The 20,260-nt window shown below is 71.8% G+C and carries 13 protein-coding genes; 6 read left to right on the top strand and 7 right to left on the bottom strand.

The annotated features are described in order from the left end of the window. The first annotated feature begins 119 nt into the window (after nucleotides 1–119). From ADK54_RS35495 to moeZ, 3 genes are all read left to right on the top strand, one after another. On the top strand, nucleotides 120–1,082 hold the full coding sequence (locus ADK54_RS35495; protein WP_053729913.1) for an NAD-dependent epimerase/dehydratase family protein: 963 nt from the start codon (nucleotides 120–122) through the stop codon (nucleotides 1,080–1,082). Beyond that, a complete protein-coding gene (locus ADK54_RS35490; protein ID WP_053729912.1) occupies nucleotides 1,070–1,843 on the top strand; it encodes a spherulation-specific family 4 protein in 774 nt (257 codons plus the stop codon). The genes ADK54_RS35495 and ADK54_RS35490 overlap by 13 nt, the downstream gene beginning before the upstream one ends. A gap of 63 nt (nucleotides 1,844–1,906) precedes the next feature. Continuing rightward, nucleotides 1,907–3,085: an adenylyltransferase/sulfurtransferase MoeZ gene (gene moeZ / locus ADK54_RS35485; RefSeq protein WP_053729911.1), complete on the top strand. Its 1,179-nt coding sequence runs from the start codon at nucleotides 1,907–1,909 to the stop codon at nucleotides 3,083–3,085. Nucleotides 3,086–3,223: 138 nt separating this feature from the next. On the opposite strand, the gene ADK54_RS35480 is transcribed toward moeZ, so the two are convergent. From ADK54_RS35480 to ADK54_RS35460, 6 genes are all read right to left on the bottom strand, one after another. Beyond that, nucleotides 3,224–4,810 (bottom strand): alpha/beta hydrolase, encoded by a 1,587-nt coding sequence (locus ADK54_RS35480; protein WP_053729910.1) that lies wholly within the window; start codon nucleotides 4,808–4,810, stop codon nucleotides 3,224–3,226. Between the two features lie 85 nt (nucleotides 4,811–4,895). Continuing rightward, the gene (locus tag ADK54_RS44185; RefSeq protein ID WP_420717462.1) at nucleotides 4,896–5,066 is read right to left on the bottom strand and encodes a hypothetical protein; all 171 of its coding nucleotides are present in this window, start codon (nucleotides 5,064–5,066) and stop codon (nucleotides 4,896–4,898) included. A 273-nt stretch (nucleotides 5,067–5,339) separates the two neighbouring features. After that, nucleotides 5,340–6,065, bottom strand: a complete 726-nt coding sequence (gene narI / locus ADK54_RS35475) for a respiratory nitrate reductase subunit gamma (protein WP_053729909.1) — start codon at nucleotides 6,063–6,065, stop codon at nucleotides 5,340–5,342. Next, entirely contained in the window at nucleotides 6,065–6,706 is a 642-nt protein-coding gene (gene narJ / locus ADK54_RS35470; protein ID WP_053729908.1) for a nitrate reductase molybdenum cofactor assembly chaperone, read from the bottom strand. The genes narI and narJ overlap by 1 nt, the downstream gene beginning before the upstream one ends. Then, nucleotides 6,703–8,223, bottom strand: coding sequence for a nitrate reductase subunit beta (gene narH, locus ADK54_RS35465; protein WP_053729907.1), 1,521 nt, complete (start codon nucleotides 8,221–8,223; stop codon nucleotides 6,703–6,705). The genes narJ and narH overlap by 4 nt, the downstream gene beginning before the upstream one ends. A gap of 1 nt (nucleotide 8,224) precedes the next feature. Further along, on the bottom strand, nucleotides 8,225–11,893 hold the full coding sequence (locus ADK54_RS35460; RefSeq protein ID WP_053729906.1) for a nitrate reductase subunit alpha: 3,669 nt from the start codon (nucleotides 11,891–11,893) through the stop codon (nucleotides 8,225–8,227). Nucleotides 11,894–12,179: 286 nt separating this feature from the next. Between ADK54_RS35460 and ADK54_RS35455 the strand changes: the two genes are divergently transcribed. Next, nucleotides 12,180–12,914: a YwiC-like family protein gene (locus ADK54_RS35455; protein ID WP_053729905.1), complete on the top strand. Its 735-nt coding sequence runs from the start codon at nucleotides 12,180–12,182 to the stop codon at nucleotides 12,912–12,914. 75 nt (nucleotides 12,915–12,989) lie between these two features. On the opposite strand, the gene ADK54_RS35450 is transcribed toward ADK54_RS35455, so the two are convergent. Next, nucleotides 12,990–16,031, bottom strand: coding sequence for a lysylphosphatidylglycerol synthase domain-containing protein (locus ADK54_RS35450; RefSeq protein ID WP_420717461.1), 3,042 nt, complete (start codon nucleotides 16,029–16,031; stop codon nucleotides 12,990–12,992). A 173-nt stretch (nucleotides 16,032–16,204) separates the two neighbouring features. Between ADK54_RS35450 and ADK54_RS35445 the strand changes: the two genes are divergently transcribed. Together ADK54_RS35445 and ADK54_RS35440 are read left to right on the top strand one after the other, a co-directional pair. Then, a complete protein-coding gene (locus ADK54_RS35445) occupies nucleotides 16,205–16,609 on the top strand; it encodes an MGMT family protein (protein ID WP_053729903.1) in 405 nt (134 codons plus the stop codon). Nucleotides 16,610–16,770: 161 nt separating this feature from the next. Next, nucleotides 16,771–20,181, top strand: coding sequence for an ATP-dependent helicase (locus ADK54_RS35440; protein ID WP_053729902.1), 3,411 nt, complete (start codon nucleotides 16,771–16,773; stop codon nucleotides 20,179–20,181). Nucleotides 20,182–20,260 lie beyond the last annotated feature (79 nt).

The raw sequence follows: 20,260 nt of genomic DNA, 5'->3' as shown, positions 1-20,260 counted from the left end.
CCACCGAAGCGCCGCGATCGCCCGGCCACCTCACGGAGCGGGCGACACGGCATTGAAGGAGAACGACACATGACCGCCCTGCCATCGGCCTCCCGCCGCCCGCACGGAAGGACCGCGCGATGAGGGTGCTGCTGCTCGGAGCCAACGGATACCTCGGCCGGTTCGTCGCCGACCGCCTGCTCGCCGACCCCGCCGTGCAGCTCACCGCCCTCGGGCGCGGCGACGACGCGGACGTACGGTTCGACCTCGCCACCGGCAGCCCGGGAGCCCTGACCCGCTTCCTCGACGCCGTGCACCCCGGAGTCGTCGTCAACTGCGCCGGGGCCACCCGGGGCGGCGCCCGCGAGCTGACCCGGCACAACACCGTCGCCGTCGCCACCGTCTGCGAGGCCCTGCGGCGCAGCGGCTGCGGCGCCCGCCTCGTCCAGATCGGCTGCGCCTCGGAGTACGGGCCCTCGCAGCCCGGCTCCTCCACCGCCGAGGACGCCGTGCCGCGCCCCGGCGGGCCGTACGGCGTCTCCAAGCTCGCCGCGACCGAGCTCGTCCTCGGCTCCGGACTCGACGCGATCGTGCTGCGCGTCTTCTCGCCCGTCGGCCCCGGCACCCCCGCCGGCTCCCCGCTCGGCCGCCTCGCCGAGGCGATGCGGCGCGCCATGCAGTCCGGCGACGGCGAGCTGAAGCTCGGCGGGCTCGGCGTGCAGCGGGACTTCGTGGACGTACGCGATGTGGCGCGGGCCGTACACGCCGCCTCGCTCTCCGCCGCCCAGGGCGTGGTCAACATCGGCACCGGACGCTCGGTGAAGCTCCGCGACGCGGCCGCCGTCCTCGCCAGGGTCGCGGGCTACGCGGGCGCCCTGCACGAACTCGACGGCCCGCCCGTCATGCGCCCCGGCCTCATCGGCTCCCCGCGCAACGGCGAGGGCCTCGAACACCTCGCCACGCCGGCCCCGTACCCCGACGGCTGCGGCAGCTGGCAGCAGGCCGACGTGCGCACCGCCCGCGACCGGCTCGGCTGGCGGCCCCGGATCAACCTGGAGGAATCCCTCGCCGACATCTGGATGGAGGCGGCATGCCGAATCTGACCCGGCTCCTCGGGCAGCGCGCGGCGACCGGCGCCGACCGGCTCGGCCTCGGCGTCCCCGGCTACGCCCACCCGCTCGTCGCCCCCGTCGAATGGGCCGAACTCACCCGCCCCGGAACGCCGTTGCACTGGGCCGTGCTCAATGTGTCCGGCGGAACTCCCGGCGGCCCCGGCAGCCGGCCCGACCCGCACTGCCTCGAAGCCGTCGGCAGACTCCGCAACGCCGGCATCCGGGTGCTCGGCCACCTCGACACGGCGTACGGCACCCGCCCCTTCGGCGAGCAGATCTCCGAGGCGCACCGCTACCTCGACTGGTACCGCGTCGACGGCTTCCTGCTCGACCGCTGTCCCACAGAGCGAGACGCGCTTCCCGAAATGCGGCGCACCACCGACACGCTGCGGGCCCTGCGTGACGGCGCCCACCTGGTCTTCGGGCACGGGACGCACCCGTACCCCGGCTATGCGGAGGCCGCCGACCAGCTGATCACGTACACCGGCCCGTGGACCGACTACCGCTGGTCGCAGGTGGCCGAATGGACCGCCGACTACCCGCCGGAGCGCTTCTGCCACCTGGTGCACGGGGTGCCCAGGACGCATCTGGAGGAGGCGCTGCGGATCGCCCGGTGGCAGGGCGCGGGCACGATCTACTTCACGGACCGCGCCAGGTCCCGGCAGGGAAACGGGCATACCGACCCATTTGAAACGCTGCCCGGCTACTGGGATGAAATCGTCTCGCGGATCGGACCCGGTATCTCGGAATGAGGGGGCGCGTGGCAGTGTTACGGAGAGAACAACCGTACTGACATACCGACCGACGGAGTTTCCGTGTCGCTGCCACCCCTGGTCGAGCCAGCAGCTGAGCTCACCGTAGACGAGGTCCGCAGGTATTCGCGCCACCTGATCATCCCCGACGTCGGGATGGACGGGCAGAAGCGGCTGAAGAACGCGAAGGTGCTCGCCGTGGGCGCCGGCGGCCTCGGCTCCCCGGCCCTGATGTACCTGGCCGCCGCCGGTGTCGGCACGCTCGGCATCGTGGAGTTCGACGAGGTCGACGAGTCGAACCTCCAGCGCCAGATCATCCACAGCCAGGCCGACATCGGCCGCTCCAAGGCGGAGTCCGCGCGCGACTCCGTCCTCGGCATCAACCCGTACGTGAACGTCGTCCTGCACGAAGAGCGGCTCGAAGCCGAGAACGTGATGGAGATCTTCAGCCAGTACGACTTGATCGTCGACGGCACGGACAACTTCGCGACGCGCTACCTGGTGAACGACGCGTGCGTGCTCCTGAACAAGCCGTACGTATGGGGTTCGATCTACCGCTTCGACGGCCAGGCCTCGGTCTTCTGGTCCGAGCACGGCCCCTGCTACCGCTGCCTCTACCCGGAGCCCCCGCCGCCGGGCATGGTCCCGAGCTGCGCCGAGGGCGGCGTGCTGGGCGTGCTTTGCGCGTCGATCGGCTCGATCCAGGTCACCGAGGCGATCAAGGTCCTCACGGGTGTCGGCGAGCCGCTGGTCGGCCGCCTGATGATCTACGACGCCCTGGAGATGCAGTACCGCCAGGTCAAGGTCCGCAAGGACCCCGACTGCGCGGTCTGCGGTCCGAACGCGACGGTCACCGAGCTCATCGACTACGAAGCCTTCTGCGGCGTCGTGTCCGAGGAGGCCCAGGAAGCGGCCATGGGCTCGACGATCACTCCCAAGCAGCTCAAGGAGTGGATCGACGCCGACGAGAAGATCGAGATCATCGACGTCCGCGAGCCGAACGAGTACGAGATCGTCTCGATCCCGGGCGCCAAGCTGATCCCGAAGAACGAGTTCCTGATGGGCAGCGCCCTCCAGGACCTGCCCCAGGACAAGCGCATCGTCCTGCACTGCAAGACGGGCGTGCGCTCGGCGGAGGTCCTCGCGGTCCTCAAGTCGGCGGGGTTCGCCGACGCGGTGCACGTGGGCGGCGGCGTGATCGGCTGGGTCAACCAGATCGAGCCGGAGAAGCCCATTTATTAAGCGCCGGGTACTTCGAAGGGGTCGGCCCGCACGAGAAGTGCGGGCCGACCCCATTGGCCTTTAAGGGGCGCGGGGAACTGCGCGACCAGCCACGACGGGCCCGCAGTCGAATGTCAGCACTTCCCAAACGGCGCCGCGCTACTGGCAAACCGCCCCCGCAGAGGGAACCTTTCCGTCCAAGAGGTAAGCGTTCACCGTGTTCTGCACACACTTGTCGCCGCTGTCGTACGCCCCGTGCCCCTGGCCCTTGTACGTGAGCTCCACGCCCACCCCCGGGCCCAGTTTGTCCACCATGTTCTTCGCGCCCGCGTAAGGCGTCGCCGGGTCGCCGGTGTTGCCGACGACCACGATCGGGGCGGCGCCCGGTGCGCTCACGTCCGGAGTGGTCCACTGGCCGGCGACCGGCCACTCGGTGCAGCCCATGAGGCCCCAGGCCATGAAGTCGCCGAAGACGGGCGAGGCCCTGCGGAACTCGGGGAGCTTGGCCTTCGTTTGCTCCAGTGAGTAACGCTCTTTGAAATCAGCACAGTTGATGGCCACGTTGGCGGCCTGAAGGTTGCTGTACGTGCCGTCCTTGCCGCGCCCGTTCATGGCGTCCGACAGGGCAAGGAGCAGCGCGCCCTGGCCGCCCTCCGCCTCGTCGACACCCTGCTCCAGGAGCTGCCAGTACTCCTTGGAGTACAGCGCCTGGGCGATGCCGTTGGTGGCCTGGGTCCGGGTGAGCTGGCGGCCGCTGTTGCCGGCCGGGATGGGCTTCGTGTTGAGCTGGGCGAGCAGCTTGACGATGACGTCCTCGACCTCCTTCACGTTCGCGCCGCGAAGGAGGCACTTGTCGCCGCGGTTCACGCAGTCCTGCGCGAAGTTGTCGAGAGCGAGCTGGAAGCCCTTGGCCTGGCCGATCGCGCCCTGCTCGACGTCGTTGGTGGGGTCGACGACGCCGTCGAAGACGGCCCGCCCGACGTTCTTGGGGAACAGATGGGCGTAGACGCCGCCGAGCTCCGTCCCGTAGGAGATGCCCATGTAGTGCAGCTTCTGGTCGCCGAGGACCTGGCGCAGCAGGTCCATGTCGCGGGCGGCCTCGGTGGTGCCGACGTGGGGGAGGACCCTGCCGGAGTTGTCCTGGCAGGCGGTGGCGAACGACTTGAGGCCCTCGATGTACGTCTGCTCCTTGGCGGGGTCGTCGGGGGTGGCGTCCTGGGCGAAGTAGGTGTCGAGCTGGGAGTCGTTCTCGCACTGCACGGGCGCGCTGGCGCCGACCCCGCGCGGGTCGAAGCCGACCAGGTCGTAGCGGCCGCGCAGGGCCTCGTAGTCCTTGGCCGCGGCGGGCAGGGTGGTCACGCCGGAGCCGCCCGGGCCGCCGAAGTTGAAGACGAGCGAGCCGATGCGGTGCGCCTTGTCGGTGGCCTCGGTGCGGATGAGGGCGAGGTCGAGCGTGCCGGCCTTGGGGTTCGCGTAGTCCAGCGGCACCTTCATGGTGGCGCACTTCCACTGGGCGCCGCCGGGCAGCGGGGAGGGCGCGGAGCCGGTGCCCTCGGCCGCGGTGGGCGCCGAGCACGCCTTCCAGTTCAGCTTCTGGGTGGCGAGATCGGCCGCGTCGGCGGTGCCTGCGGTGAGCCCGCCGTCGTCCTTGGCCCCGCTGGAACAGCCGACGGCGGCGAGCAGTACGGCGGCGGCGCTGAACGCGGCGGCCCGGGTCCGCTTGCGCGGGGCGCGGTGGTGTTCCATCCCTCCATCCTGCGTCGGGAAGAGGGAGCGCGCGCGGGCGGAGCGGCCCATCAGGGTGGCGCCCCGCCCGGCTCCCGCCACCCGCTCAGCCCGGAACGCCCGCCCGCTCCACCTCAAGCACCCGCTCCGCCGCCGCGAGCCCCGTCGCCACGCACGCCGCGATCCCCACGCCCTCGTACGCGGCGCCGCACACCTCCAGGCCGGGCGGGCGCGCGACGTCCTCGCGGATGCGGGCAAGGCGGGCGGCGTGGCCCACCGTGTACTGGGGGAGGCCGCGGTCCCAGCGGGTGACGCGGGCCGCGACCGGTTCGCCGATCGGGCCGGCCGCGTGGTGCAGGCAGGCTGGTGCGGGTCACGGTAGTCAGACGCCGGGCGTCCACCCCGTCGAGCTCGCCCGGGTCGCGGTCCGGGCGCGCCTCGGCGCGGCAGTGCAGGCAGGCGAGCGGGCAGGCCCGGGTGGCCTCCAAGATGACGATGAAGGGCCGCTCCGCCACGGCGTGCCGGGGCCTGCGCACCAGGGTCCGCCCGCTCATCGCACCCGCTCCCAGCCGCGCCGGTCCTCGCGGTTGGCGGTCGGCTCCGGATCGCGGCGCCGGTAGACGACGTACGGGCGGAACAGGTACTGGACCGGCGCGCTGAACATGTGGACCAGACGCGAGTACGGGATCAGCGCGAACAGCGTGAAGCCGAACAGGATGTGCAGCCGGAAGGCGAGCGGGGCCGCGCCCATCAGGTGGTAGTCCGGCCGGAAGGTGAACAGCGAGCGGAACCAGATCGAGATGCCCTCGCGGTAGTTGTAATCCCCGGTCGCGCCTGTGGAGTTGAGGATCGTCGCCGTCAGGCCGAGCGCCATCGCGCCGAGCAGGAACGTGTACATCAGGTGGTCGCCGCGCAGCGTCGCCTTCCGCACCGCCGGGACCTTGAAGCGGCGGAAGACCAGGATGGCGATGCCGGCCGCCGCCGCGACGCCCGCGACCGCGCCCGTCGACACGGCGAGCAGGTGGTAGGTGTGGTCGCTCACCCCGACCGCGTCCGTCCAGCTCCGCGGGATCACCAGGCCGACCACATGGCCGAGCACGACGAAGAGCATCCCGAAGTGGAAGAGCGGCGAGCCGATGCGGAGCAGCCGCGATTCGTGGACCTGGGTGGAGTGGGTGGTCCAGCCGAACCGGTCGTAGCGGGCCCGCCAGAGGGTGCCCGCGATCAGGAGGGCGATCGAGACGTAGGGCAGCACGCCCCACAGGAGCAGGTCCATCAGGATGCCTTCCGCTCGGGGAAGCCGGGCCAGGGGAGTTCGACGCCGGGCCCGAACGGCTCAAGGCCGACGGTCTCCCGCGGCGGGCCCGCCTTGGCCAGCGCCTTCGCCTCGGCCTTCGTCGTGGGGGAGGCGCCGGGCAGGGTCGCGCAGACCGCTTCGAGGACCTCGGCGTACGGGGTGGCGGTCTCGGTCAGGGAGAGCCGCAGCAGTTCGAGGCCCGCGCGGTGCTCCTGGAGCAGCTCGGTGCCGGACTCCTCGTGGCGCCCGGCGAATTCGAGCGCGGCCGGCAGGAAGTCGGGGAGCTCCTCGTGGCTGAACTCCAGGCCGTGGTCGCGGTAGATCCGCTTGAGGCGGACCAGCGAGAGGCCCCGGCGCCGGGTGTCGCCGTCGGTCCACCACGTCAGATACAGACAGCGGCGGTTGCGGGTGTCGAACGTGGAGGTGTAATGCGCGGCCAGGTCCAGCGGATCGGTGGCCGCCGCCACGTCCACGAAGTCCTGGAGCCGCTCGGCCGCGGAACCCGGGTGCTCTCGCAACGCCTCGCGCAGCAAAGGGAGTTGGGCGTAGAAGGCGTCGTTCGGGTAGTGCAGGCAGCGGGCCGCCACCAAGCGCAGGACGGCTGAGCTCTCGGGGGTCATGCGCTCCTCCGGGTGGGGGAGAGGTTCAACAGGACACGGCTCTGGGCCACTTCGCCGACGGGGCACGCGTCGTCGAGCGGGTGGGCTCCGGCGAGGGCGTCGGCGTCGGCGCGGGCCGCGCTCGGCACGACGTAGCGGTCCTCGTACTTGGCGATCGCGAGCAGCCGGAACAGGTCCTCCATCTCGGTGCCGGTGAGCCCCACGGCCCCGGCGATGGACTCGTCACGGGGCTCGCCGAGGTTGACGCGCCGCATGTACGAGCGCATCGCGGCCATCCGGCGCAGGACCGCCGCCACGGGGTAGGTGTCGCCCGCCGTGAGCAGCTCGGCCAGGTACTCCACCGGGATCCTCAGGGCGTCGATCGCGCCGAACAGGTTCCCGGCGTCCTCGCCGTCGCGGCCGCTCGCGGCGACCGCCTCGACGACCGGCGACAGCGGCGGCACGTACCAGACCATCGGCATCGTGCGGTACTCCGGATGCAGCGGAAGGGCGACCTGGTAGGTGGCGATCAGGTCGTACACGGGGGAGCGGCGGGCCGCCTCGATCCACTCGTGGGTGAGGCCCGAGGCCTTCGCGGCCGCGACCACGGCCGGGTCGTCCGGGTCGAGGAAGCACTCCAACTGGCTTGGATACAGGTCGTGTTCGTCCTCGACGGCCGCCGCGTCGGCCACCTTGTCGGCGTCGTACAGCATGACGCCGAGGTAGCGCATGCGGCCGACGCAGGTCTCCGAGCAGACGGTCGGCAGACCCACCTCGATGCGCGGGAAGCAGAACGTGCACTTCTCGGCCTTGCCGGTGGAGTGGTTGAAGTAGACCTTCTTGTACGGGCAGCCCGTCACACACATCCGCCAGCCGCGGCAGTCGTCCTGGTCGACCAGGACGATGCCGTCCTCTTCGCGCTTGTACATCGCCCCCGACGGGCACGACGAGACGCACGCGGGGTTGAGGCAGTGCTCGCAGACGCGCGGCAGGTAGAACATGAAGCTCTGCTCGAACTCGAAGCGGATCTTCTCGCCGACCTCGTCGCGGATCTTCTCGACGATGGGGTCGAGCGGGGCGTTCTGGGGCGCGCCGCCCAGGTTGTCGTCCCAGTTCGGGCCCCACTCGATCTTGTCGACGGGCTCGCCGGTGAGGCTGGACACGGGCCGCGCGACGGGCAGGTCGTCGCCCGCGGGGGCGTCGATCAGGTTCTTGTACTCGTAGGTCCAGGGCTGGTAGTAGTCGTCGATCTCGGGGAGTTCGGGGTTGGCGAAGACCCGGCCGAGGCGCTTGAGGCGGCCGCCCGCCCGCAGGCGCAGCTTGCCGGACCGGGTGCGCTCCCAGCCGCCCCTCCACTTCTCCTGGTCCTCCCAGCGGCGCGGGTAGCCCTGGCCGGGGAGGGTCTCGACGTTGTTGAACCAGACGTACTCGGTGCCCTGCCGGTTGGTCCACGCCTGCTTGCAGGTGACCGAGCAGGTGTGGCAGCCGATGCACTTGTCGAGGTTCATGACCATGGCGACTTGGGCCATGACGCGCATGTCAGTACTCCACCTTCTGGTCGCGGCGGCGGATGACGGCGACTTCGTCGCGCTGGTTGCCGGTCGGGCCGAGGTAGTTGAACGCCCAGGTCAACTGGGCGTAGCCGCCCACCAGATGGGTGGGCTTGAGCATGATCCGGGTCAGCGAGTTGTGGATGCCGCCGCGCTTCCCGGTCTTCTCGGTCCTGGGCACGCCGACCGTGCGTTCCTGCGCGTGGTTCATGTAGACCGTGCCGGCGGGCATCTTGTGCGAGACGATCGCGCGGGCGGTGACCACGCCGTTGCGGTTGACCGCCTCGATCCAGTCGTTGTCCCGCACACCGATCGACTCGGCGTCCTGCGGGGACATCCAGATGGTCTGGCCGCCCCGGCCCAGCGTCATCATGTACAGGTTGTCCTGGTACTGGCTGTGGATCGCCCACTTGTTGTGCGGGGTGAGATAGCGGACCGCGACCTGCTTGCCGTCGGTGGAGCCGAGCTCGGGCTCCCCGTACAGGCGGTGCATGTCGAGCGGAGGCTTGTACACGGGCAGCGCCTCGCCGACCTCGTGGATCCAGTCGTGGTCCAGGAAGAAGTGCTGGCGCCCTGTGAGGGTGTGCCAGGGCTTGAGGTGCTCGGTGTTGACGGTGAAGGCGGTGTAGCGCCGCCCGCCGGACTCGCTGCCCGACCACTCCGGCGAGGTGATCACCGGTACGGGCCGGGCCTGGGTGTCCGCGAACGTGATGCGCTTGCCCTCGGCCTCGGCGGCGAGGTGGGCCATGCGCTGCCCGGTCTTCTTCTCCAGGGTCTCGAAACCCTGGGTGGCCAGGCGCCCGTTGGAGGTGCCGGACAGCGCGAGGATCGCCTCGCAGGCGCGCTGGGCGGTGTCGAGACGAGGCCGCCCCTTGGCCACTCCTCCTCGTACGAGACCGTTCTTCTCACCCAGATACGTGATTTCCTCGGCGGCGTCGAAGGTGATCGCCTTCGTGGTGACGCCGAGCCTGTCCACCAGCGGGCCGAGCGCCGCGAACTTCTCGCCGACGGCGCCGTAGTCCCGCTCGACGACGGTCAGGTTGTACATGGTGCGTCCCGGCACGGGCTCGCACTCGCCCTTCGACCAGTCGAGCGCGACCCCGCCGGGCTGGGCCATCTCGCCGCCCGGGGTGTCGTGCTGGAGCGCGGTCGCCACCACGTCCCTGCGCACCCCGAGGTGCTCCTTGGCCAGTTCGCCGAACCGCTCGGCCATCGCGCGGAAGGCGTCGTAGTCGGAGCGGGCCTGCCACGGCGGATCGACGGCCGGGGTGAAGGCGTGCAGGAACCGGTGCATGTCGGTCGAGGACAGGTCGTGCTTCTCGTACCAGGTGGCGGCGGGCAGCACGACATCGCTGAGCAGTGTCGTCGACGTCATGCGGAAGTCCATCGCGAGCAGCAGGTCGAGCTTGCCCTCGACGTCCTCCTGGTGCCAGGCCACATCGCGCGGCGCACAACGCGGGCCGTCCTCGGGCAGGTTGGAGTGCGTGCCGAGCAGGTGCTTGAGGAAGTACTCGTTGCCCTTGGAGGACGATCCGAGCAGGTTGGCGCGCCATACGTTCAGTACGCGCGGCCAGTTCCGCGGCGCGTCCGGGTCCTCGCCCGCGAAGCCGAGCCGCCCCGCCTTGAGCTCGTCGACCACGTGCTGGACGGGGTCCTCGGCCTCGCCGAGCTCCAGCGGGTTGCGGTCGAAGGTCGGGTACGACGGCATCCAGCCCATGCGGGCCGAGGCGGCCAGGCAGTCGGCGCCGGTCATGCCCTCGAAGCGGCCGTCGCCGAGCGGCGAGGCCAGCGCCTCGGTGGGCAGCGTGTCGTAGCGCCACTGGTCGGTGTGCAGGTAGAACCAGCCCGCGCCGATCATGTGCCGGGGCGGCCGGGTCCAGTCGGACGCGCTCGCGAGTGTCGCCCAGCCGGTGACCGGGCGGCACTTCTCCTGCCCGACGTAGTGCCCCCAGCCGCCGCCGTTACGGCCCTGGCAGCCGGTCAGGGTGAGCAGCGCGAGGAAGGCCCGGTAGATGGTCTCGGAGTGGAACCAGTGGTTGGTGCCGGCGCCCATCAGGATCATGCAACGGCCCTTGGACTTCTCGGCCGTCTCCGCGAACTCCCGTGCCACCCGCGTCACTTGGGCCGCCGGTACGGACGTGAGCGTCTCCTGCCAGCCGGGCGTGCCCGGCGTCCGAGCATCCTCGTACGACGTCGGCCACGCCCCGGGCAGGCCCTCGCGGCCGACTCCGTACTGGGCGAGCATCAGGTCGTACACGGTGGTGACGCGGCGCCCGCCGACGCGGCGGACCGGAACGCCACGGCGTACGACGCCCTCCGCGTTCTCGGAGGTCTCCTCGAAGCGGGGCAGCACGACCTCGGCGCTCTCGCCCGAGCCGAGCATGCTGAGCCGGGGCACGGTGTCGCCCAGGTCCAGGTTCCACTCGGGCGTCGTGCCCCAGCGGTGGCCCAACGTCCCGCCCGGGACGGTGGGTTCACCGGTGGCGTCGTCGATGAGGACGGTCTTCCACCGGGCGTTCTCGGTGTCCTCGCCGAGGTCGGCCGCGGTGACGAACTTGTGCGGCACGAGCCCGTCCTCGGTTTCCTTGAGGGAGACGAGGAAGGGCAGGTCGGTGTACGTGCGGACGTAGTCGACAAAGAAAGGAGTCTCGCGTTCTACGAAGAATTCCTTGAGGATGACATGGCCCATGGCGAGGGCGAGGGCGCCGTCCGTGCCCGGGTGCGGATGCATCCATTCGTCGGCGAACTTGGTGTTGTCCGCGAAATCCGGGGAAACGGTGACGACCTTCTGCCCGCGGTACCGCGCCTCGGTCATCCAGTGTGCGTCGGGGGTGCGCGTGACGGGGACGTTGGAGCCCCACATCATCAAATAGGCCGCGTCCCACCAGTCGCCGGACTCCGGTACGTCGGTCTGGTCGCCGAAGACCTGTGGGGATGCGACCGGCAGGTCGGCGTACCAGTCGTAGAAGGAGAGCATCGGCGCGCCGATGAGGGAGTGGAAGCGGGCGCCGGCCGCGTGCGAGGCCATCGACATCGCGGGGATGGGGGAGAACCCGGCGACCCGGTCGGGGCCGTGCTCCTTGATGGTGTGGACGTGGGCGGCCGCGACGATCTCGACGGCCTCCTCCCAACTCGCCCGCACCAGACCGCCCTTGCCGCGCGCCTTCTGGTACGTGCGGCGCCGCTCGGGGTCGCTCTGGATGTCGGCCCAGGCGAGCACCGGATCGCCCAGGCGCGCCTTGGCCTCCCGGTACATCTTGAGGAGCTCGCCGCGTACGTGCGGGTGGCGGACCCGGGTCGGCGAGTAGCTGTACCAGGAGAAGGAGGCGCCGCGGGGGCAGCCGCGGGGCTCGTACTCGGGGCGGTCGGGGCCGACGGAGGGGTAGTCGGTCGCCTGGGTCTCCCAGGTGATGATCCCGTCCTTGACGTACACCTTCCAGCGGCACGAGCCGGTGCAGTTCACGCCGTGCGTCGAGTACACGACCTTGTCGTGGCTCCAGCGGTCCCGGTAGAAGGACTCGGCCTGCCGGCCGCCGGTGCGGTGCACGGTGCGCAGATCGTCGGAGACCTCGGCGCGGGTGAAGAAGCTGCCCGCCCGCACGAGTGCGTCGGCAACGCCGCGAGGGTGCTGCGCCTTCTGTCGCGCCTTCTCTTGCAACGGAAACTCCTGTGGCCCGGAAAAAGAATGTGAGCGGGCCTTTCCGGACGAGGTGTCGGGAAATGCGGACGCCTCCGGACGGCCATCAACGACCTTACGCCCGCCATTTCTTGGAACCCGGGGACTTTGGTCCCGGTGGGCGGTGACCAAATTCCGCAAATGTCCCGGGGGTGGGCTGAGAAACTGGAAAGGCGCCGCGTTCGTATGCCGTCTAGTACTTTCGGGTATTTCGCATATTTCGAGTAGGCGCCAGGGAAGCTTCACGGCATCGGAGAGGTGGGCCGCAGTGAGCCGGAACCGCTGGCTGCCGAACCAGCACGGGGCATGGGCGATGCTCGCCGTCCCGTTCCTCGCCGGTACGTTCCTGGGCCACCCGCGCTGGGCGCATCTGCCGCTGCTCGCGGCCTGGCTCCTCGGCTACCTCGCGGCGTACCACGCCCAGCAGTGGCTGCGCCTGAACCGGCTCTCCCGCAACCCGAAGGCCCCGCGCCGCCATGTCCGCCCGGCGGTGTGCTTCGGTGCGGGGGCCGCGCTGTTCGGCCTTCCGCCGGCCGTGCCGCACCCGTGGCTGCTCATCGCCGCGGCGTGCGCGGCACCGTTCGTCCTGGTCAACTTCCTTTACGCGTACGCCAATCGGGAGCGGGCGCTGTGGAACGGCCTCGCAGCGGTGATCCCGGCGTGCGGCATGCTGCTCGTGACGCTGCGGCTGGGGGGCGGGTCGTGGAGCGCCGGCCTGGCCCCGATGCTGGCCTGTCTCTTGTACTTCGCGGGGACGGTCCCGTACGTGAAGACGATGATCAGGGAGCGGGACTCGCGGGCGTATTACGGGGGTTCGGTGGGGTACCACGGGGTGGCGGTGGTGCCGACGGCGCTGCTGACCCCGTGGCTGGCAGCCCCGTTCGCCGTCTACTTGCTACGAGCGGCGGTACTGCCCGGCCGGGGCCTGAAGGTGGGGGTGGTGGGAGCGCTGGAGATCCTGTGCTCGCTGGCGCTGCTGGGGACGGTGCTGGCCGCGTTCTGAGCGTTCCGCATCCTGCTAGGGGCGCGGGGAACTGCGCGATCAGCCACCGACTACCGGAAGTCGAAGCGCAGCCCCCTACAACTGCCCCTTGCGCGTGAGGTAGTTGAAGCACAGCCAGCCCGGCAGGACAGGGAGCCAGAAGGTGAGGAGGCGGTACAGCAGCACCGCAGAGGTGGCCGTCTCCGCCGTCATGCCGGCGATTGTCAACGCCGTTGACAGGGCCAACTCGACCGCACCCACACCGCCCGGCGTCGGCGCCGCGGAGCCCAGCGCGTTGGCGGTCAGGAAGACCACCGCCACGCTCGCGTAGCTCAGCGTGTGCTCGCTGCCCGTACCGAAGGCACGGATCGACGCGTCCAGGCACATCACGAACACGCCGGTCAGGAGCAGCATGCCGCCGATCCCGGTGATCAGCTTCTGCGGCCGCTGGAGCACGTCCAGCATGCGCGGCACCACCCCGGCGAACAGCGAGCGGACCCGGCTGACCACGAACTTCCGCAGGAACGGGACCGCGGTGACCACCAGGATCAGGACGGCCGCCGTGAGCAGACCCGCGATCACCGTGCGGGACGGCGAGAGTTCCGAGGTCTGCTCGGTGCCGGTCACGTAGCCGAAGATCAGCAACAGCGAGATGTGCGAGGCGAGCCCGAACAGCTGCGACGCGCCGACGCTCGCCACCGCGAGCCCCGGGCGTACCCCCGCGCGCTGGAGGAACCGCGTGTTGAGGGCGACACCGCCGACCGCCGCCGGCGCCACCAGCTTCACGAACGAGCCCGCCACCTGGGCGATCACGGCCCGCCAGAACGGCACCCGCTCCGGCACGAAGCCGAGCAGGCTGGCCGCCGCGGCCGGGTAGGACAGCGCCGAGAACAGCACGGCCGCCGCGACCCAGCCCCACTGTGCGTTCGCGATCAGGTCGCCGAACTTGATGTTGGTGAGCTGCACCAGGAGGAAGTACGCGGCGAAGGCCCCCGCCACGAAACTGATCAAGGTCTTCACCTTGATGCGTTCGAGGCGTACCGGCTCGACCGGGGCCTGCGGGCGGATCAGCAGCACCTGGTGGCGGATCTGGGTGAGCAGATCGTCCTCTTTCGCCTCGTCCAGGGCCTCGTCGATGGCCAGCTTCTCGGCCTTCTTCTCGGCCTTGACGGCCTTGCGGTCGTCAAGCACCGGGACCGCTTCGGGGTGCGCCGCGGCCTCCTTGGCGGCGGCGGCCTCCGCGGCCTTCGCCTCCTTCGCCGCGTCCGACGCCTCCAGAACCGCCTCGCGCTCGCGTTGCGCCTGCTCGCGGCCGAGCTTGCGCAGGGTCGCACGGGTGGAGCGGCTCAGCGCGATGGGCTGGAGCAGCGGGAGGCTGTCGGCGACCGCGTCCGGGCCGAGCACGTCGAGGGCGGAGGCGACCGAGCGCTCGGCGCCGACGCGCAGGCCGAGGGTGGTCAGGAGCTGGGCGACGTCCATGCGGAGCACGATGTCGCCGGCCGCGATCTCGCCGCCGCGCAGATCGGTCACGATCACCTTGCCGGAACGATCCACCAGGATCGCGTCGCCCGCCAGCCTGCGGTGCGCGATCCGCCGCGACTGGAGCGCCTCGACCTGCCGCCACGTCTCGCGCAGCAGGTCGTCGGTGAGCTCCGCGTCCTCCAGGGAGTCCAGGGAACGGCCGCCGGTGTGCTCGTACACCAGCATCACGGCGTCCGGGCCGAGCTCGGAGGTGGCGATCAGCTTGGGCGCGTTCGCCCCGGCCGCGATCGCCGCGTACGCGAGGAGCGCCTCCTGCTCCAGGGCCTGTCTGAGCGACTGGATCGATCGGCGGGTGGTGATGGAGCGCAGCGTCAGGCGGCGCCACACCCGGTAGAAGAAGCCCTGCGCCTGCTGCTCGCGGTCGACCACCGTGACGTCGAGCGGCGGGCCGTCCTGCAGCGTGACCAGATACCGCCGGCCGCGCTCGCCCTGCTCCATCGAGTCCGGTACGTCCTCGGCGCGCAGCGCGGTCACCGGGTTGAAGCCGACGTGGCGGAGCCCCGCGAGCAGGGTCTGCCCGGTGGGCCGCACATTGGGAGAGCCGACCGCGTAGAGCGTGCCGTAGGCGACCGTCCAGCCGATCAGGATCGTCACGATGATCGAGAACGGGGTGGTCTGTTCGCCGACCAGTACGGCGAAGGAGTTGAGCAGCAGCACCGCCCACAGCGCGACCCGCCACCTGGGTCTGCGGGCCATTCCCACGGCCGTCATATAGGCGATGACGGGGGCGAGATAGCCGTGCACGGGGTCGGTGAGGGAGCCCGAGGGCGACATCCGGGTCAGCGCCTCGGTGATCGAGCCCGGGGCGGACTTGGCGACCCACAGGTCGGTGGCGAGGGCGACGCCGTGCGCGAGCACCGCGGCGAGTACGCCGTCCGCGATCCGCAGTCCGTCACGTTTGATCAGCCGCTCGATGGCGAAGGCGACGGGCAGTACGAGGACGGCGATGCTGGAGGCGAGCCCGGCGAGGCGGATCAGGACGTCGGGGGTGCCGGTGGTGCCGTTGGTGATGTCGTTTTCCAGGCCGGACGTCGTGCCGTGCGCGAACGCGGCGATGGCGAGGACGACGGCGATCGCGAGCACACCGGTGAGCAGCCGGAGCAGGTCCGAGGGGCGGTGCACGCGGGCGGGCAGCAGAGGCTCGTCCACGGAGACGCGCTCGATGGAGCCCGAGGCGTCGTCGCACAGGGCGCCGCCGCCCTTGCCGCCCTTGTCGCACCGGCCGGAGTCCGTGCCGTCGGAGCCTTCGGGGCGCCGGTCGCCTTCGGGGCTCGGGGAGCCCTCGCGGGCGCCGGATCCTTCGGAGCGCTCGTGGCCTGCGGGGCGGTCGGGGCCCTTGTGGCTCTCCGGGTTTTCGTGGTCCGCGGCGTCTTCGGCGGCCTCGTAGCGCTCGCCGTCCGCGTGGCCCGCGGAGCCTTCGGGCCGGGTTCCTGGGTGGGACTCCGCGCCGGGTGCCGAGCCGTCGCCCGTCGGCCCGGAAGCTTCGGGTGCGGCGGGCTGCCGCCCCGTTTCAGGGGTGCTGCTCGCCGCCGCCTCGGGTGGCTGCACGCCCCGCTCCTTCGCTGCCTCGTCCGACTTGTCTCTGTCTCGTATCACCGCTCACCGCCCGCATGATGGTGGCATGTCCAGAGATCCCAGGGGGGCATCAGGGTGCATTGCCAGGGCGTGCGCTGTGTGAGTTGCGCCCCTTTGTCGCTCCGAGACCGGGCTGCGACCGGATACGGCCCGACCCGGGGCGGCTGTCGGTGGCGTACGGCAGGATGGAGCGGATGAGCGAGGAGCAGCGGGACCGGGCGGGCGAGGTGCTGCCCGAGATCCCCGCATACGCGGAACGGGTCCTTGAGGTCGCCGAGCACATCCCGCCGGGCCGGGTGATGACGTACGGGGACGTCGCCGAATGGCTCGGCGAGGGCGGGCCGCGCCAGGTCGGCCGGGTCATGGCGCTCTACGGCGGCGCGGTGCCGTGGTGGCGCGTGGTGCGGTCGGACGGCGCGCTGCTGCCCGGCCACGAGCTGCGGGCCCTGGCGCACTACCGAGACGAGGCCACCCCGCTGCGCGAGGCGGGCCGGTCCGCCGCGGGCCACCTGCCGCGCCTCGACATGCGGCGGGCACGCTGGGACGGCGCCGAAGGCGGCGCGGTCGGCGGGCTCGGCGGCGGGGCGGCTCATACCTGACAGCTTCCGCCATCCGGCAATGCCGGGGGCGGCCTGAGGACCGTACGGATGACTCGCTGCGTTCCGGGCGCGGTTCGGCGTACCGTCGAGGGTCTGCGCCGGCCGCGCAGGCCTCGTAACCACCATCACGACCAGCACACCCACCAGGACCGGCGATCCACGTGAGCTCCTCCTCTTCCACCGGGCGTCAGACGTACCAACAGGTACGTCGGCGGTCCCCCGGCGCGTACCGACTGGTGCGTACCCCGCCGGACCCGGTGGATCCCCCCCTCCTTGACGCACCCCAGCGCAGGGTGGTTGACCACCGCTCGGGTCCGCTTCTCGTGCTCGCGGGGCCCGGCACCGGCAAGACGACCACCCTGGTGGAGGCGGTCGCGGCCAAGGTGGCGGCCGGCACGGACCCCGAACGCGTCCTGGTCCTCACCTTCAGCCGCAAGGCGGCGGTCGAGCTCCGCGACCGGATGGCGCTGCGCCTGGGCGCCGGCGCGAAGAGCCCGCAGGCCACCACGTTCCACTCGTACTGCTACGCGCTGGTCCGCGCGCACCAGGATGCCGAGCTGTTCCGCGAGCCCCTGCGCCTGCTGTCCGGCCCCGAACAGGACGTGGCCGTACGCGACCTGCTTGCCGGGCAGATCGACCTCCAGCGCACCGGCCTCGCGCACGTGAGCTGGCCCGACGAGCTGCGGGCCTGCCTGACCACGCGCGGCTTCGCCGACGAGGTGCGCGCGGTGCTCGCCCGCAGCCGGGAACTGGGCCTCGGCCCCGACGCCCTGGCCCGCTTCGCCGAGCGCGCCGGCCGCCCGGACTGGAAGGCGGCCTCGGCGTTCCTCGCCGAGTACCTCGACGTCCTCGACCTCCAGGGCGTCCTGGACTACGCCGAACTCGTGCACCGCGCGGTGCTGCTCGCCGAACGCATCGAGCTGCCCTCTTATGAGGCGGTGTTCGTCGACGAGTACCAGGACACCGACCCGGCGCAGGTACGGCTCCTGAAGGCGCTGGCGGGGGGTGGCCGCACGCTCGTCGCCTTCGGCGACCCGGACCAGTCGATCTACACGTTCCGGGGTGCCGACATCAACGGCATCCTCGACTTCCCCGACACGTTCGCGCGTACGGACGGCAGCCCGGCGCCGGTCGAGGTCCTCACCACGTCCCGCCGCTCGGGCACGGCCCTGCTGGCCGCCACCCGGCTGCTGACCCGCCGCATGCCGCTGCCGCGGCTGCCCGCCGAGCGGGTCCGCGCGCACCGGGACCTGTCGCCGACCCGTACCGGCGGCCGCGTGGAGACGTACACATACCCCACGGCCTCCACCGAGCTGGACAACATCGCGGACCTGCTGCGCCGCGCCCACCTCGAAGAGGGCGTCCCCTGGCAGGAGATGGCGGTCCTGGTCCGTGCGGGCACCCGCACGATCCCGGCCCTGCGCCGCGCCCTGACGACGGCGGGCATCCCCGTGGACACGTCGGGCGCCGACACGCCGCTGCGCGACGAGCCGGCGGTGTCGCCGCTGTTGACGGCGCTGCGGGTGGTGGCGGAGGCGGCGTTGAAGGGCTCTACGGGGGGCGGGGTGCCCGCGCCCGCGGGGAAGGGGGCCGCAGGCGAGGGTGGTGAGAAGGACGGGGCGGGTGCCGGGGGTTCCGCGCCCGTCAGCCTCGTCCACCCTGGCAGGGACACGGCGAACAGCCCCGCCGCATCCCCCGCCCGGCTCGACCCCGAGACCGCGCACACCCTGCTCACCTCGCCGCTGGGCGGCATGGACACCGCCGACCTGCGGCGCCTCGGGCGGGCCCTGCGCGACGAGGAGCGGGCCGCGGGCAACCGCGTCCCGGCCCCCTCGGACGTTCTGCTGGCCCGGGCCCTGACCGAGCCCGAGCGGCTCGTCGCGCACGACCCCTCGTACGCCCGCGGCGCCCAGCGGCTCGGCGCGCTGCTGCGCAAGGCCCACGAGCTCCTGGCCGGTGGCGGCACCGCCGCCGAGGCGCTGTGGGAGCTGTGGAACGGCACCCCGTGGCCGCAGCGCCTGGAACGCGCGGCGCTGCGCGGCGGGGCCGGCGGGCGGGCCGCCGACCGCGATCTGGACGCCGTCTGCGCCCTGTTCGACACCGCGGCCCGCGCCGAGGAACGCACCGGCGGCCGGGGCGCGCTCAACTTCCTCGAAGAGGTCGACGCGCAGGACATAGCGGCCGACACCCTGACCCGCCGGGCCGCCCGCCCCGACGCGGTGCGCGTCATGACCGCCCACCGCTCCAAGGGCCTGGAGTGGAGCCTCGTCGTGGTCGCCGGGGTACAGGAAGGACTCTGGCCCGACCTGCGCCGCCGGGGCTCGCTCCTCGAAGCCGACCGGATCGGCCGCGACGGCCTGGCCGAACCGCTCACTCCGGGCGCGCTGCTCGCCGAAGAACGACGCCTCTTCTATGTCGCGGCGACCCGAGCCCGAGACCGCCTCGTGGTGACCGCCGTCAAGGCCCCGGCCGACGACGGCGACCAGCCGTCCCGCTTCCTCACCGAGCTGGGCGTCGAGCCCCGGGACACGACGGGCCGCCCCCGCCGCCCCCTGGCCGTCGCCGCGCTGGTCGCCGAGCTGCGCGCCACGACCGTCGACCCGGCGGCCTCCGACGCGCTGCGCGAGGCCGCCGCCGAACGCCTGGGCCGACTGGCCGCGCTGGCCGACGACGAGGGCCAGCCGCTGGTCCCGGCGGCGCATCCACACCGCTGGTGGGGCCTGTACGAGCCGACCCGCTCGGAGGTCCCGCTGCGCGACCGCGCCGTCCCCGTCGCGCTGTCGGGCAGCGCCCTGGACCAGCTGGCCAACACCTGCGCCCTGCAATGGTTCCTGGGCCGCGAGGTCAAGGCGGACGCGCCCGCGACGGCCGCCCAGGGGTTCGGCAACGTGGTCCACGTCCTGGCCGACGAGGTCGCCTCCGGCCGCACCCCGGCCGACCTGGCCGTCCTGATGGAACGCCTGGACTCGGTCTGGGACGCGCTCGCCTTCGACGCACCCTGGAAGTCGGTCCAGGAGAAGCAGAACGCGCGCGCCGCCCTGGAACGCTTCCTCCAGTGGCACACCCTGGACCGCGCGGGCCGCACCCCCGTCGCCACGGAACACGGCTTCGACGTGACCCTGGAGGCCGGGGAGTACGAGGTGCGCATCCGGGGCTCCATGGACCGCGTCGAGCAGGACGTCGAAGGCCGCGCGTACGTGGTCGACTTCAAGACGGGCAAGCAGTCGCCCACGGCCGCGGAGGTGGCCGCCCACCCGCAGCTGGCCGTCTACCAGCTGGCGGTGCGAGAGGGCGCCCTGGACGAGGCCTTCGACGGCCGCCGCCCCGACCCCGGCGGCGCCGAGCTGGTCCACCTGCGCCAGCCCGCCCCCAAACGCGAGGGCGGCGAGGCGTACCCGAAGGTCCAGTCCCAGCAGCCCTTGACGGGCGAGTGGGTCGGCGACCTACTGGCCACGGCGGCAGGCCGAGTCCTGGACGAACAGTTCACCCCGACCGCGGGCACGCATTGCACGCACTGCACGTTCCGGGCGTCGTGCACGGCCCAGCCGGAGGGTCGGCAGGTGGTGGAGTAACCCCGGGTTTACGAGAGGCAGAGCCCGCCGCAGCCGCCCCCACCTGCACGGCAGCGCCACTGTCAGCACCCCCCACTAC

The sequence above is a fragment of the Streptomyces sp. WM6378 genome (assembly GCF_001279695.1).
In the GTDB taxonomy this organism is placed as follows: Bacteria; Actinomycetota; Actinomycetes; order Streptomycetales; family Streptomycetaceae; genus Streptomyces.
Note: the sequence above shows the minus strand (reverse complement) of the source record. Positions and strands in the feature narration are given on the sequence as shown.